Annotated in this window: 11 protein-coding genes and 4 tRNA genes; 2 read left to right on the forward strand and 13 right to left on the reverse strand. The window is 62.7% G+C overall.

The window, feature by feature from the left end; genetic code table 11:
* Positions 1–3: 3 nt before the first annotated feature.
* The 12 genes from rpoB to EKO19_RS04890 form a co-directional block, all read right to left on the reverse strand.
* The gene (gene rpoB, locus EKO19_RS04835; protein WP_129775246.1) at positions 4–4,167 is read right to left on the reverse strand and encodes a DNA-directed RNA polymerase subunit beta; all 4,164 of its coding nucleotides are present in this window, start codon (positions 4,165–4,167) and stop codon (positions 4–6) included.
* Between the two features lie 183 nt (positions 4,168–4,350).
* Entirely contained in the window at positions 4,351–4,734 is a 384-nt protein-coding gene (rplL, locus tag EKO19_RS04840; RefSeq protein WP_129775247.1) for a 50S ribosomal protein L7/L12, read from the reverse strand.
* A gap of 51 nt (positions 4,735–4,785) precedes the next feature.
* Complete coding sequence (rplJ, locus tag EKO19_RS04845) at positions 4,786–5,319, reverse strand: 50S ribosomal protein L10 (protein WP_129775248.1); 534 nt, start codon at positions 5,317–5,319, stop codon at positions 4,786–4,788.
* 284 nt (positions 5,320–5,603) lie between these two features.
* Positions 5,604–6,299, reverse strand: a complete 696-nt coding sequence (rplA, locus tag EKO19_RS04850) for a 50S ribosomal protein L1 (protein WP_129775249.1) — start codon at positions 6,297–6,299, stop codon at positions 5,604–5,606.
* A 1-nt stretch (position 6,300) separates the two neighbouring features.
* The gene (gene rplK / locus EKO19_RS04855; RefSeq protein ID WP_129775250.1) at positions 6,301–6,732 is read right to left on the reverse strand and encodes a 50S ribosomal protein L11; all 432 of its coding nucleotides are present in this window, start codon (positions 6,730–6,732) and stop codon (positions 6,301–6,303) included.
* Between the two features lie 86 nt (positions 6,733–6,818).
* Complete coding sequence (nusG, locus tag EKO19_RS04860; protein ID WP_129775251.1) at positions 6,819–7,352, reverse strand: transcription termination/antitermination protein NusG; 534 nt, start codon at positions 7,350–7,352, stop codon at positions 6,819–6,821.
* 1 nt (position 7,353) lies between these two features.
* Positions 7,354–7,731, reverse strand: coding sequence for a preprotein translocase subunit SecE (gene secE / locus EKO19_RS04865; RefSeq protein ID WP_129775252.1), 378 nt, complete (start codon positions 7,729–7,731; stop codon positions 7,354–7,356).
* A 17-nt stretch (positions 7,732–7,748) separates the two neighbouring features.
* Positions 7,749–7,824 (reverse strand) — tRNA-Trp (locus tag EKO19_RS04870).
* A gap of 144 nt (positions 7,825–7,968) precedes the next feature.
* Complete coding sequence (gene tuf, locus EKO19_RS04875) at positions 7,969–9,159, reverse strand: elongation factor Tu (protein ID WP_129775243.1); 1,191 nt, start codon at positions 9,157–9,159, stop codon at positions 7,969–7,971.
* A gap of 55 nt (positions 9,160–9,214) precedes the next feature.
* Positions 9,215–9,290, reverse strand: a tRNA-Thr gene (locus EKO19_RS04880).
* 74 nt (positions 9,291–9,364) lie between these two features.
* Positions 9,365–9,438: transfer RNA gene (locus EKO19_RS04885), tRNA-Gly, on the reverse strand.
* A gap of 8 nt (positions 9,439–9,446) precedes the next feature.
* A tRNA-Tyr gene (locus EKO19_RS04890) sits at positions 9,447–9,532 on the reverse strand.
* A gap of 181 nt (positions 9,533–9,713) precedes the next feature.
* Between EKO19_RS04890 and EKO19_RS04895 the strand changes: the two genes are divergently transcribed.
* Positions 9,714–11,252, forward strand: coding sequence for a sensor domain-containing diguanylate cyclase (locus EKO19_RS04895; RefSeq protein ID WP_129775253.1), 1,539 nt, complete (start codon positions 9,714–9,716; stop codon positions 11,250–11,252).
* Here the strand turns inward: EKO19_RS04895 and murI are convergent.
* The gene (gene murI / locus EKO19_RS04900) at positions 11,249–12,106 is read right to left on the reverse strand and encodes a glutamate racemase (RefSeq protein ID WP_129775254.1); all 858 of its coding nucleotides are present in this window, start codon (positions 12,104–12,106) and stop codon (positions 11,249–11,251) included. The two genes, EKO19_RS04895 and murI, sit on opposite strands and share 4 nt — an antisense overlap.
* 271 nt (positions 12,107–12,377) lie before the next feature.
* Here murI and EKO19_RS04905 point away from each other — a divergent pair, with 271 nt between their 5' ends.
* Entirely contained in the window at positions 12,378–12,656 is a 279-nt protein-coding gene (locus EKO19_RS04905) for a PilZ domain-containing protein (RefSeq protein WP_116808918.1), read from the forward strand.
* The last annotated feature ends 135 nt before the right edge of the window (positions 12,657–12,791 follow it).

Consider the following 12,791-nt stretch of genomic DNA (forward strand, 5'->3'; position numbering starts at 1 on the left):
CGATTACTTGTCGCTCTCCTGCTCCAGCTCCATGTTGATGCCCAGCGAACGGATTTCTTTCACCAGCACGTTGAAGGACTCGGGCATGCCGGCCTTCATCTCGTGGTTGCCGTCGACGATGGCCTTGTACATCTGCGTGCGGCCGTTCACGTCGTCGGACTTGACGGTCAACATTTCCTGCAGCGTGTACGAGGCGCCATACGCTTCCAGCGCCCAGACTTCCATTTCGCCGAAGCGCTGACCGCCGAACTGCGCCTTGCCACCCAGCGGCTGCTGCGTGACCAGCGAGTACGGGCCGGTCGAGCGGGCGTGCATCTTGTCGTCGACCAGGTGGTTGAGCTTCAGCATGTACATGTAGCCCACCGTCACCTGACGCTCGAAGCGCTCGCCGGTGCGACCGTCGAACAGCGTCGTCTGGCCGCTGGCCGGCAGATCCGCCAGCTCCAGCATGCGCTTGATTTCCTCTTCGGCCGCGCCGTCGAACACCGGCGTCGCCATCGGCACGCCGTGCCGCAGGTTGCCGGCCAACGCGATCACTTCATCGTCGGTCAGCGAAGCGATGTCCGCCTTCTGGCCGCCCGACTTGTTGTAGACCTCGTCGAGGAAGCCGCGGATCTGCGTGGCGCGCTCGGCGGCCATGCCATCGAGCATGCGGCCGATCTTGTGGCCGATGCCCTTGGCGGCCCAGCCCAGGTGCGTCTCGAGGATCTGACCGATGTTCATACGCGAAGGCACGCCCAGCGGGTTCAGCACGATGTCGACCGGCGTGCCGTGCTCGTCGAACGGCATGTCTTCGACCGGGATGATGGTGGAGACCACACCCTTGTTACCGTGGCGGCCGGCCATCTTGTCGCCCGGCTGCACGCGACGCTTCACGGCCAGGTACACCTTGACCATCTTCAGCACGCCCGGAGCGAGATCGTCGCCCGCGGTGATCTTGGCGCGCTTCTCGTCGAAGCGCTTCTCGAACTCCTTGCGCTGCGCCTTCAAGCGCTCGGCGGCGCGTTCGACCGCGGCGTTCTCTTCATCGTCCTGCAGACGGATTTCCAGCCACTGCTCGCGCGGCATGCTGGAGAGATACGACTCATCGAGCACGGTGCCGGCCTTGAGCTTCTGCGGGCCCGCCGAAGCCGGCTTGCCGAGCAGCACGGCCTGGATACGCTGGAACAAGTCGTCTTCGAGAATGCGGCGCTGGTCTTCCAGGTCCTTGCGAACCTTCTCCAGCTCCGACTTCTCGATCGACAACGCACGGCTGTCCTTCTCGACGCCATCGCGCGTGAACACGCGCACGTCGATCACGGTGCCGTCCATGCCCGGGGGCACGCGCAGCGAGGTGTCCTTAACGTCGGATGCCTTCTCACCGAAGATGGCGCGCAGCAGCTTCTCTTCCGGCGTCAGCTGAGTCTCGCCCTTCGGCGTGACCTTGCCCACCAGAATGTCGCCGGCCTTCACTTCGGCGCCGATGAACGCGATGCCGGCTTCATCGAGCTTGGCCAGCGCGATGTCGCCCACGTTCGGAATGTCGGCGGTGATTTCTTCAGGACCCAGCTTGGTATCGCGGGCCACGCACGTGAGTTCCTCGATGTGAATGGTCGTGAAGCGATCGTCATGGACGACGCGCTCCGAGATCAGGATCGAGTCTTCGAAGTTGTAGCCGTTCCAGGGCATGAACGCGACCAGCAGGTTCTGGCCCAGCGCCAGCTCGCCCAGGTTGGTGGACGGGCCGTCGGCCAGCACGTCGCCGCGCGCGATCACGTCACCCGCCTTCACCAGCGGACGCTGGTTGATACAGGTGTTCTGGTTGGAACGCGTGTACTTGGTCATCGAGTAGATGTCGACGCCGGCTTCCGAAGCCGACGTTTCGGCATCGTGCACGCGAACGACGATACGCGAGGCGTCGACCGAGTCGATCACGCCACCGCGACGCGCGACCACGGTCACGCCCGAGTCGATCGCCACAGCGCGCTCCATGCCGGTGCCGACCAGCGGCGTCTCGGCACGCAGCGTCGGCACAGCCTGACGTTGCATGTTCGAGCCCATCAACGCGCGGTTCGCGTCGTCGTGCTCGAGGAACGGAATCAGCGAGGCGGCCACCGACACGATCTGCTTCGGCGACACGTCCATGTACTGAATCTTGTCGGGCGAGGACAGCATGAACTCGTTCAAGTGACGGCACGACACCAGGTCGTCGGTGAACCGGTTGTCCTTGCCGAGCACCGCGTTCGCCTGCGCGATCACGTACTGACTTTCTTCGATGGCCGACAGGTAGTCGATCTCTTCGCCGACCACGCCGTCCACGACCTTGCGATACGGCGTTTCGAGGAAGCCGTAGTCGTTGGTGCGCGCGTACACGGACAACGAGTTGATCAGACCGATGTTCGGACCTTCAGGCGTTTCGATCGGGCAGACGCGGCCGTAGTGCGTCGGATGCACGTCGCGCACTTCGAAGCCGGCGCGTTCGCGCGTCAGGCCGCCTGGGCCGAGCGCGGACACGCGACGCTTGTGCGTGACTTCCGACAGCGGGTTGTTCTGATCCATGAACTGCGACAGCTGCGAGGAGCCGAAGAATTCCTTCACCGCCGCCGCGACCGGCTTGGCGTTGATCATTTCCTGCGGCATCAGGCCTTCGGACTCGGCGAGCGTCAGGCGCTCCTTCACGGCGCGCTCGACGCGCACCAGGCCGATGCGGAAGGCGTTCTCCGCCATTTCGCCGACCGAGCGCACGCGACGGTTGCCCAGGTGATCGATGTCGTCGACCTGGCCGTTGCCGTTGCGGATGTCGCACAGCTCCTTGATGACCGAAATGATGTCCGAGGTATCGGTGTACTTCTCGACCAGCTCCTTGGAGAACTCGTCGGTGCGCTTCGCGAAGTGCGCGGCGTCGTACAGGATGCCCGGGCCGACGATCTCTTCACGATGCACGCGACGGTTGAACTTCATGCGGCCCACGGCCGACAGGTCGTAGCGCTCGGCATTGAAGAACAGGTTCTGGAACAGGTTCTCGGCCGCGTCCTTGGTCGGCGGCTCGCCCGGACGCATCATGCGATAGATCTCGACCAGCGCCTCCAGACGGGTGCGGGTCGGGTCGATGCGCAGCGTATCGGAGATGTACGGGCCGCGATCCAGATCGTTCACGTACAGCGCACGGATTTCCGTGACGCCGGCTTCGATCAGCTTGTCGATCACGGTGACGGTCAGGATCTCGTTGGCCTTGGCCAGGATCTCGCCGGTCTCGGTGTTGAACACATCGTGCGCCAGGATCTTGCCGACCAGATATTCCTTCGGCACTTCCAGGCTGGTGACGTTCTTCTGCTCGAGCTGACGCACGTGACGCGCGGTCACGCGGCGGCCTTCCTCGACGATGACTTCGTCGCCGATCTTGATGGTGAACGACGCGGTCTCGCCGCGCAGGCGGGCCGGGATCAGTTCGAATTCAATTTTTGTCTTCGACAGCCGATAAGTGTTCTTGTCGAAGAACATGTCGAGCATCTGCTCTTCGGTGTAGCCGAGGGCGCGCAGGATGATGGTGACCGGCAGCTTGCGGCGGCGGTCGATACGCGCGAACACGCAGTCCTTCGGGTCGAACTCGAAATCGAGCCACGAGCCGCGATAGGGAATGATGCGCGCGGAGAACAGCAGTTTGCCCGAGCTGTGGGTCTTGCCGCGGTCGTGGTCGAAGAACACGCCCGGCGAACGGTGCAGCTGGGACACGATGACGCGCTCGGTGCCGTTCACGACGAACGTACCGTTGTCGGTCATCAGGGGCATTTCGCCCAGATAGACTTCCTGCTCGCGGATGTCCTTGACCGTCTTCTTGGTCGGGGTCGACGTCTCTTTATCGTAAACAACCAGGCGTACCTTCACTCGCAGCGGGGCTGCGTAGGTGAGGCCGCGCATCTGGCACTCCTTCACATCGAATACCGGATCGCCGAGGCGATAGCTGACGTATTCGAGAATGGCGTTGCCGGAGTAGCTGGTGATCGGGAACACGCTCTTGAAAGCGGCGTGCAGGCCCGCATCCGCCCGAGCCATCTCAGGCGCGTCGGCTTGTAGGAACTTGCGGTACGAGTCGAGCTGAATCGCCAGCAGGTAGGGCACCTCGAGGATGCTCTCCCGCTTGCCGAAGTCCTTACGGATACGCTTCTTCTCGGTGAACGAATAGGCCATCTGGGTCACCCTTGCCGAATCTGATTAGAGAGTTCAGGGCTTCGAAACTGAACTGGGGAGGCCACCCGACGTTGGGCCGCCGCCACAAAAGACAATAGGAAAGCACGGCGGACGGAGCCCGCTCCGCCGCCGCGCCTTCCAGGTACCGGTAAAAGTACGCTCAACAAAACTCCGGATGCGAGATTACTTGATCTCCGCAGCGGCGCCGGCCTCTTCCAGCTTCTTCTTGATCGAGTCCGCGTCGGCCTTCGGCACGCCATCCTTGACCACCGACGGCACGCCTTCGACCAGGTCCTTGGCTTCCTTCAAGCCCAGGCCCGTGATCTCGCGGATGACCTTGATGACGCCGACCTTGTTGGCGCCGAAGCTGGTCATGGTGACGGTGAACTCGGTCTTCTCTTCAGCGGCCGGGGCAGCAGCGCCACCAGCAGCCGGAGCAGCAGCAACGGCGACGGCAGCAGCGGCGCTCACGCCCCACTTCTCTTCCAGCGCCTTGACCAGGTCGACCACTTCCAACACCTTCAGGTTGGACAACGCGTCGATCAGTTCTTCCTTCGAAATAGCCATTTGAGTAACTCCAAAAATTAGATGATGTAACCGTAATCGAATCGGGCTGGCTTACGCCGCCGGTGCTTCGAGCTTGTCCTTGTGCGCAGCCAACACACGCACGAGCTGAGCGTGCGGTTCGTTGACGGTGCGGACCAGCTGACCGAGCGGGGTCGTGAGCAATCCCAACAGGGTTGCGCGAGCCGCATCGAGCGTCGGCAGGCTGGCGACACGGTCGAGATCCTTCGCGGTCAGCAACGCACCGCCGAGCGACACTACAGTCGGCACCAGCTTGTCGTTTGCCTTGGCAAAGTCCTTGACCAGCCGGGCAGCGGCACCCGGGTCATCCTTCGAGAACGCGAGAACCAGCGGACCTTTGAGGCTCTTGCCGACCACTTCGAACTGAGTGCCGGCGATAGCCTTGCGGGCCAACGTGTTCTTCACCACTCGCAGGTAGACACCGGATTTGCGGGCCTTGGTCCGCAGATCGGTCATCTGCGAAACCTTCAGACCGCGGTATTCCGCGGCCACCACGGACTGCGCTGTTGCAGCTACCGCGGCGACTTCGGCTACCAGCGCCTTCTTGTCATCGAGTCTGAGCGCCATGATTTCCTCCTGGCGTGAAGAGCGTTAATACGAACGGATGCGCCTCCTTTCGCATCCACCCTGGTCGCCTTTTCCTCGTTGCCGGGGAAGTACGACCTGACGGCGCCCTTCAGCGGGAAATCATCGCCGTGAGGCGATGACGACCGATTCGGGTAACACCATCTGCGCAGGCATCATTAAGGACTCACATCCACCTGCGGTCTTCGATGTGGCCAGCCTTGCGGCCGGCTTCATCAATCAACAGCGAGCCCCCACCGCGAGGTGAGCACCCGCTCGGAAACAAATTACAGCGACAGCGACGACTGCTCGACCGGCACACCCGGACCCATCGTCGAAGACACGGAAATCTTCTTCAGATAGATGCCCTTGGCGGCCGCCGGCTTGGCCTTCTGCAGGTCCGCCAGCAACGCTTGCAGGTTTTCCTTGAGCTTGGCCGCGTCGAAATTCGCCTTGCCGATCGTGCAATGAACGACGCCAGCCTTGTCGGAGCGGTAACGCACCTGACCGGCCTTGGCGTTCTTCACGGCGTCGGCGACGTTCGGGGTCACGGTGCCGACCTTCGGGTTCGGCATCAGGCCGCGAGGACCGAGGATCTGACCGAGCTGACCGACCACGCGCATCGCATCCGGAGAAGCGACCACCACGTCGAAGTTCATCTCGCCGGCCTTGACCTTCTCGGCCAGGTCTTCGAGGCCGACGATGTCGGCGCCGGCGGCGCGGGCCGCATCCTGGTTCTTGCCGGAGGTGAACACGGCGACGCGCACCGTCTTGCCGATACCGTTCGGCATCACCGTCGAGCCGCGGACCTGCTGGTCCGACTTCGAGGCATCGATGCCGAGGTTCACGGCCACGTCGACCGACTCGGCGAACTTCGCCTTGGCGAATTCCTGCACCAGGCCCAGGGCCACATCGATCGGATACACCTTGCCCGGCTCAATCTTGCCCGACCAGGCCTTCAAACGCTTAGCTACGAATGGCATGTCACACGCCCTCCACGTCAACGCCCATGCTGCGCGCAGTGCCCGCGACGGTGCGGACAGCGGCTTCCAGATCCGCGGCCGTCAAATCCGGCTGCTTGATCTTGGCGACGTCTTCGAGCTGCTTGCGGCTGATCTTGCCGACCTTGGCGGTATTGGGCGCGCCGCTGCCTTTCTCAATGCCGATGGCCTTGCGGATCAGCACCGACGCCGGCGGCGTCTTGAGAATGAAGGTGAAGCTGCGATCGCTGTAGACAGTGATCACAACTGGGGTCGGCAACCCCTTTTCCAAGCTCTGCGTCTGCGCGTTGAACGCTTTGCAGAATTCCATGATGTTGACGCCCTGCTGACCCAGCGCCGGACCGACCGGTGGGCTCGGGTTCGCCTGGCCTGCAGGAATCTGCAGTTTGATATAGCCAGTGACTTTCTTGGCCATGATGCTCTCCGGGTGCAAACGCCACTCTTACGAGCAGCTCCCCATCGTGTTTTCAACCAGGAACGCCGCAGCGTTCCGCCAAATCGTCAGGCCTTCTCGACCTGACTGAAATCCAGCTCCACGGGCGTCGAACGACCCAGGATCTGCACCGCCACCTGCAGGCGGTTCTTTTCGTAATTGACCGACTCGACCACGCCGTTGAAGTCGTTGAAGGGGCCGTCGATGACGCGCACCACTTCGCCGGGCTCGAACAGCACTTTGGGCTTCGGCTTGTCGATGCCTTCTTCGACGCGCCGGAGGATGCTCATCGCTTCCTTCTCGGTGATCGCAGCGGGCTTTTCCGGCGTGCCGCCGATGAAGCCGAGCACCTTGGGCACTTCCTTCACGAGGTGCCAGGTGGTCTCGTCCATCTCCATCTGCACCAGCACGTAGCCGGGATAGAACTTGCGCTCGCTCTTGCGCTTCTGACCGTCGCGCATCTCGACCACTTCTTCGGTCGGCACGAGGATCTCGCCGAACTTGTCCTGCAGGCCCTGCATCTTGATGCGGTCCTTCAGTCCTTCGGCAACCCGATGCTCGAAATTGGAATAGGCGTGTACCACGTACCAGCGCAAAGCCATGTCAACCTCCGCGCCCGGTCAGCCACTTCGTCAGGAAGCCGAGCAGCGTGTCCACGCCCCAGAAAAACAAACCGAGCACGACGATCATGACGAACACCACCAGGGTGACCTGCCAGGTCTCCTGGGTGCTCGGCCAGACCACCTTGCGAAGCTCGACGCGCGAGCTCTGCACGAACTGCCAGAAGGTCTTGCCCTGATAGGATTGCAGACTGACCAGCGCGCCCACGACCAGCGAGGCCAGCACGATGATCCAACGCAGCCAGATCGGCAGGTCGGACAGCAGATAGAAGCCCGCGATGCCCGCCGCCAGAATGACGACGCCCGCAGCGAGCTTCAGCGCGTCCAACGCTGTGGCGTTTTCCTGTACTTGGTCAGTCATTTCTCACTGCGCATGTCTGGCAGGCCAGGAGGGAATCGAACCCCCAACCTGCGGTTTTGGAGACCGCCGCTCTGCCAATTGAGCTACTGGCCTAAGACTGTTCAATTACAAAAAGGGTTAGCTTCCAACCGGCGGCTATCAACGCCACCGCGCTACCCCGTAATACTGCGGGCTTTAGCCCGCTCAAACTCACAACCCGGCCGGCGACTTTAGCAGCCGCCGGCGGGAATGACTGACTTACTTGATGATCTTGGCGACGACGCCGGCGCCGACCGTCTTGCCGCCTTCACGGATGGCGAAGCGCAGGCCTTCTTCCATCGCGATCGGCGCAATCAGCTCCACCACCATCTTGATGTTGTCGCCGGGCATGACCATTTCCACGCCTTCCGGCAGCTCGCACGCACCCGTCACGTCCGTCGTACGGAAGTAGAACTGCGGACGATAGCCCTTGAAGAACGGCGTATGACGACCGCCCTCTTCCTTCGTCAGCACGTACACCTCAGCTTCGAACTGCGTGTGCGGCTTGATCGAACCCGGCTTGCACAGCACCTGGCCGCGCTCCACTTCTTCGCGCTTCGTGCCACGCAGCAGCACGCCCACGTTGTCACCCGCCTGGCCCTGGTCCAGCAGCTTGCGGAACATTTCCACGCCCGTGCAGGTCGTCTTCGTCGTCGGACGGATGCCGACGATTTCAACTTCGTCGTTCACCTTCACGATGCCGCGCTCGATTCGACCCGTCACCACCGTGCCGCGGCCCGAGATCGAGAACACGTCTTCCACCGGCATCAGGAACGCGCCGTCGATCGCACGCTCCGGCACCGGAATGTACTTGTCCATCTCCGCCACCAGCTGCACCACCGCCGGCACGCCGATCGGGCTCTGATCGCCTTCCAGCGCCTTCAGCGCCGAACCCTTCACGATCGGGGTCGTGTCGCCAGGGAAGTCGTACTTGCTCAACAGCTCCCGCACTTCCATTTCCACCAGCTCGAGCAGCTCGGCGTCATCCACCATGTCCGCCTTGTTCAGGAACACCACGATGTACGGCACGCCCACCTGGCGGGCCAGCAGGATGTGCTCGCGCGTCTGCGGCATCGGGCCGTCAGCGGCCGAGCACACCAGAATCGCGCCGTCCATCTGCGCCGCGCCAGTGATCATGTTCTTCACGTAGTCGGCGTGGCCCGGGCAGTCCACGTGCGCGTAGTGACGCGCATCCGAGGTGTACTCCACGTGCGCCGTCGCGATCGTGATACCACGGGCGCGCTCTTCAGGCGCCTTGTCGATCTGGTCGTACGCCTTGAACTCACCGCCGTGCTTCTCAGCCATCACCTTCGTCAGCGCGGCCGTCAACGTGGTCTTGCCATGGTCGACGTGGCCGATGGTGCCTACGTTCACGTGCGGCTTGGTACGTTCAAACTTCTCTTTGGCCACAGCGGCGTTCCTCTAGCTAGAAGTCACTTATTCGAATGGCGTTGACAACAAACGATGGAGCTCACGACCGGGATTGAACCGGTGACCTCGTCCTTACCAAGGACGTGCTCTACCAACTGAGCTACGTGAGCGCCCTTCAAAACCGGGACGTTCCCTTCTCTATCTTCTTATATCCGCACGACTCGACTCATCGCGGTACGCGCAATGGAGCGGGTGATGGGAATCGAACCCACACCATCAGCTTGGAAGGCTGAGGTTCTACCATTGAACTACACCCGCATGAGGAGTGGTGGAGGGGGTAGGATTCGAACCTACGAAGGCATAAGCCAGCAGATTTACAGTCTGCCCCCGTTGGCCGCTTGGGTACCCCTCCGCGGACATAAGAGCCGGGCATTCTCTTCGCCGAACTATGGAGTGTCAACAGCCAACGAGAACTGTTTGACGCCTCGAAGCAAAATTCTTGGCTTAAGTCATGTCCTGAAGCGCCGATACAGGGCCCGTCGGCGTCATTCAGGCGCCGTCCCGTATTGAAACGCAGCCCATGGACACTGGTTATGCTGCCCTCGGACCTCGAACAACGACTCAAAGCGCAGGTCGATTTTCCCAGCCCGCCTCAAGTGGCGACTGAGATCATCGCGCTCGCGCGCGATCCGGACATCGAGATGGCCAAGGTGGCCACCGCCGTCGGCCGGGACCCGGCCATGACGGCCAAGATCCTGCGCATCGCGAACTCGGCATTTTACGCACAACGCCGTCCAAGCCAAAACTTGCGACAGGCGCTGGTCATCATCGGCCTGAATGCCGCGCTAACCCTGGCGCTCAGCTTCTCGCTGGTGAACTCCATGCGCGCTTTGCGCGCAACCGGCATCGATTACAGCCGCTTCTGGCGCCGCGCGCTGCTGGCCGCGACCGCCGCCCGCGCCTTCAGCGAAGCCGCCAAAACCGGGCATCCCGAAGACGTTTTCCTGTCCGCCATGCTCCAGGACATGGGCGTGCTGGCCCTGGACCGCGCCGCGCGCGACTTCTACAGCCAGCTGCCCCAGAAATCGACGCATGCCGACTGGGTGGCCTACGAAATCGCCAAGCTGGGTAAGGACCACTCCTACTACACTGCGATGATGCTGCGCGCGTGGAACCTGCCCGAGCGGCTGTGCAAGCCGGTCGAGGCCAGCCATTCGCCGCAGATGTTCGCCTGGACCACCGAGGAAGGTCAGTTCGCGCGCTGCGTCGCGCTGGGCAGCGACCTCGCCGAAGCGGTGCTGTCCTCAGATCAGGCCAGCTCGGTGCCGGCGCTGGCCCAACGGGCGCATCGCCTGTTGAGCATGAGCCACGAGCACTTCAACGAGGTTGTCGCGCGGATCCTGGCGCTGATTCCCGAGACGGAAGCGCTGTACGAGACCAGCATTCTCGAGTCCGATGACGCCGAGAACCTGCTGGCCGAGGCGCGTGAGCTACTCGCAGTCAGGAATCTGCACGCCTTGCAGGAAGTCACTAACCTGCAGGCCACGACCAGCGCCCTGCAGACGCGCACCGAGGAGGCCGAAGACTCGAGCCGCCGTGACCCGCTCACCGGCGTGCTCAACCGCCCGTGGCTCGATCGCATGCTGGATCGCGAGTTCACGCAGGCCGTGGTGTTCGGCCGCGACCTGAGCGTCGCGCACATCGACCTCGACCGCTTCAAGCTCGTCAACGAAAAGTTCGGCACGCCTGTGGGCGACAAGATTCTGCACAGCTGCGCGCAAGCGATTCAGGCCGTTATCCGCGGCAGCGATCTGGTGGCGCGCTTCGGCGGTGAGGAATTCATCGTCGTATTGCCAAGCACCGACCGCGCCATCGCGCGACAGGTCGCTCAACGCATTCTGGCGGCGATTGCTGGCCAGGATCATGGCGGCGACGGGGCCTCGGGCGCGCATGTCACGGCGTCGATCGGTGTCGCGACATATACGACCAACCAGCGCTTCCCCAGCACGCTCGCCTTGCTGGAAGCGGCCGACCACGCGCTCTACGCCGCGAAGCTCTGCGGCCGCAATCGCGTGGAATGCTACGACGAACTGCCGACCTCGCGCCGAAGTCCGGTCGCCGCTCGGACCTAACGAGCTACCGCTGGGGCCAGGTCGACCAGCTCGACCCGGCTCGCGTCGAACGCCTCTCCCAGGAACCGGCTGCCCACGCGTGCAAAACGCTCCGGGCTGTCCGTCGCCTGCAAGATCGGCGCGCCCCCCGGTCCGGTCGTATTCAACAATCCACGATCGATTAGTTCCGCCTGCACCGCCCGCGCCGTCGTTTCCGCCGAATCGACGATCGTGATCTGCGGCCCGATGACCGCACGCAACGCTGATGCGAGCACCGGGAAGTGAGTACAGCCGAGCAGCAACGTGTCGATCCGCGGGTCGTCACGAAACAACTCGTCAACATAACGATGCGCGATGGCCTCAGCGATGGCGCCGTCGGTCCACCCCTCCTCCGCCAGCGCGACGAACAGCGAGCAGGCCTGCGCCTTCACTTGCGCCGTCGGCTCCAACCGAGTGATCGCCCGTTGATAGGCGCCACCTCGCACCGTGCCCTCCGTCGCGAGCACCGCGATATGTCCACTCTTCGACGCCGCGCACCCCGCGATCGAGCCCGGCTCGATCACACCAATGACCGGCATCGGGGCGAACCGCTCGCGCAGCGGCTCGACCGCGACTGAAGACGCAGTGTTACACGCGATCACCAGGTACTTGATGCCCTGCCTGACCAGAAACTCCGCGGCCTGGATCGAATAGCGCAGCACCGAGTCGCCGCTCTTCGTGCCATAGGGAAGTCGTGCAGTGTCGCCGAGATAGATGAATCGCTCGTTCGGCAGCCGTTGTCGAAGCGCGCGGAGCACTGTCAGCCCGCCGACACCGGAGTCGAACACTCCGATGGGGAGCGAATTCGCTTTGCTCGAAGCCGGGAAACTGCTCACAGATGCCTGTTCCGCGAGGCGAGCAGCCGCCGACGAATCCAGCGTGGCCGCTGGCCACGAACTTCAGGCCGTATTTCGTCAAGCGTCAGCGGGGACACCATGCTGTTTGACCTAGGGGAATACATCAGTAGAACGAGGGTGGATATTGTGCAGGCGACATTGTGCCGTCCCAAATCGCCGATGAGTCTACATAACACCTCATCAACGGGCTTATCACGCGTCATCGAGCGCGGCATAATGATCGCGCAAAGATCGCATCGGGGAGTTGAGCATGGAGCGACGTCTCCATACACGTCATAGAGCGAGAACCGCCGTCTACGTTTCCGTCCCCGGACGCCCCGGCAAGCTGTGCCGCGCACGCAATTTGAGCGCGAACGGCGTGTTCATCGAGACCGAGAATCTGGGATTGAAAAAAGGTGCGACAGTGCACCTCGCGTTCGCCATCAATCTCGGCGTCGTCACCAAGATTCATCGCCGTACCGCCATCGTCGCGCACGTGTCCAAGGGTGGCACGGGCTTGATGATGGAAAGCCTCACCGGCACGCGCTGATTAAATGCGGGATCGGGCATTACGCTGCGCAGTCCCTGCTCCGCGTAAGCCCAGGGTGTACATCCCATATACACCCGCTCGGCGGAGCGAAGCATGCTTCGCTGAAAGTCACCGCCGAGCCCTGCCACGACCCGC

Origin of the sequence: Peristeroidobacter soli, from assembly GCF_004138485.1 — a bacterium.
Classification (GTDB): Bacteria; Pseudomonadota; Gammaproteobacteria; order Steroidobacterales; family Steroidobacteraceae; genus Steroidobacter; species Steroidobacter soli.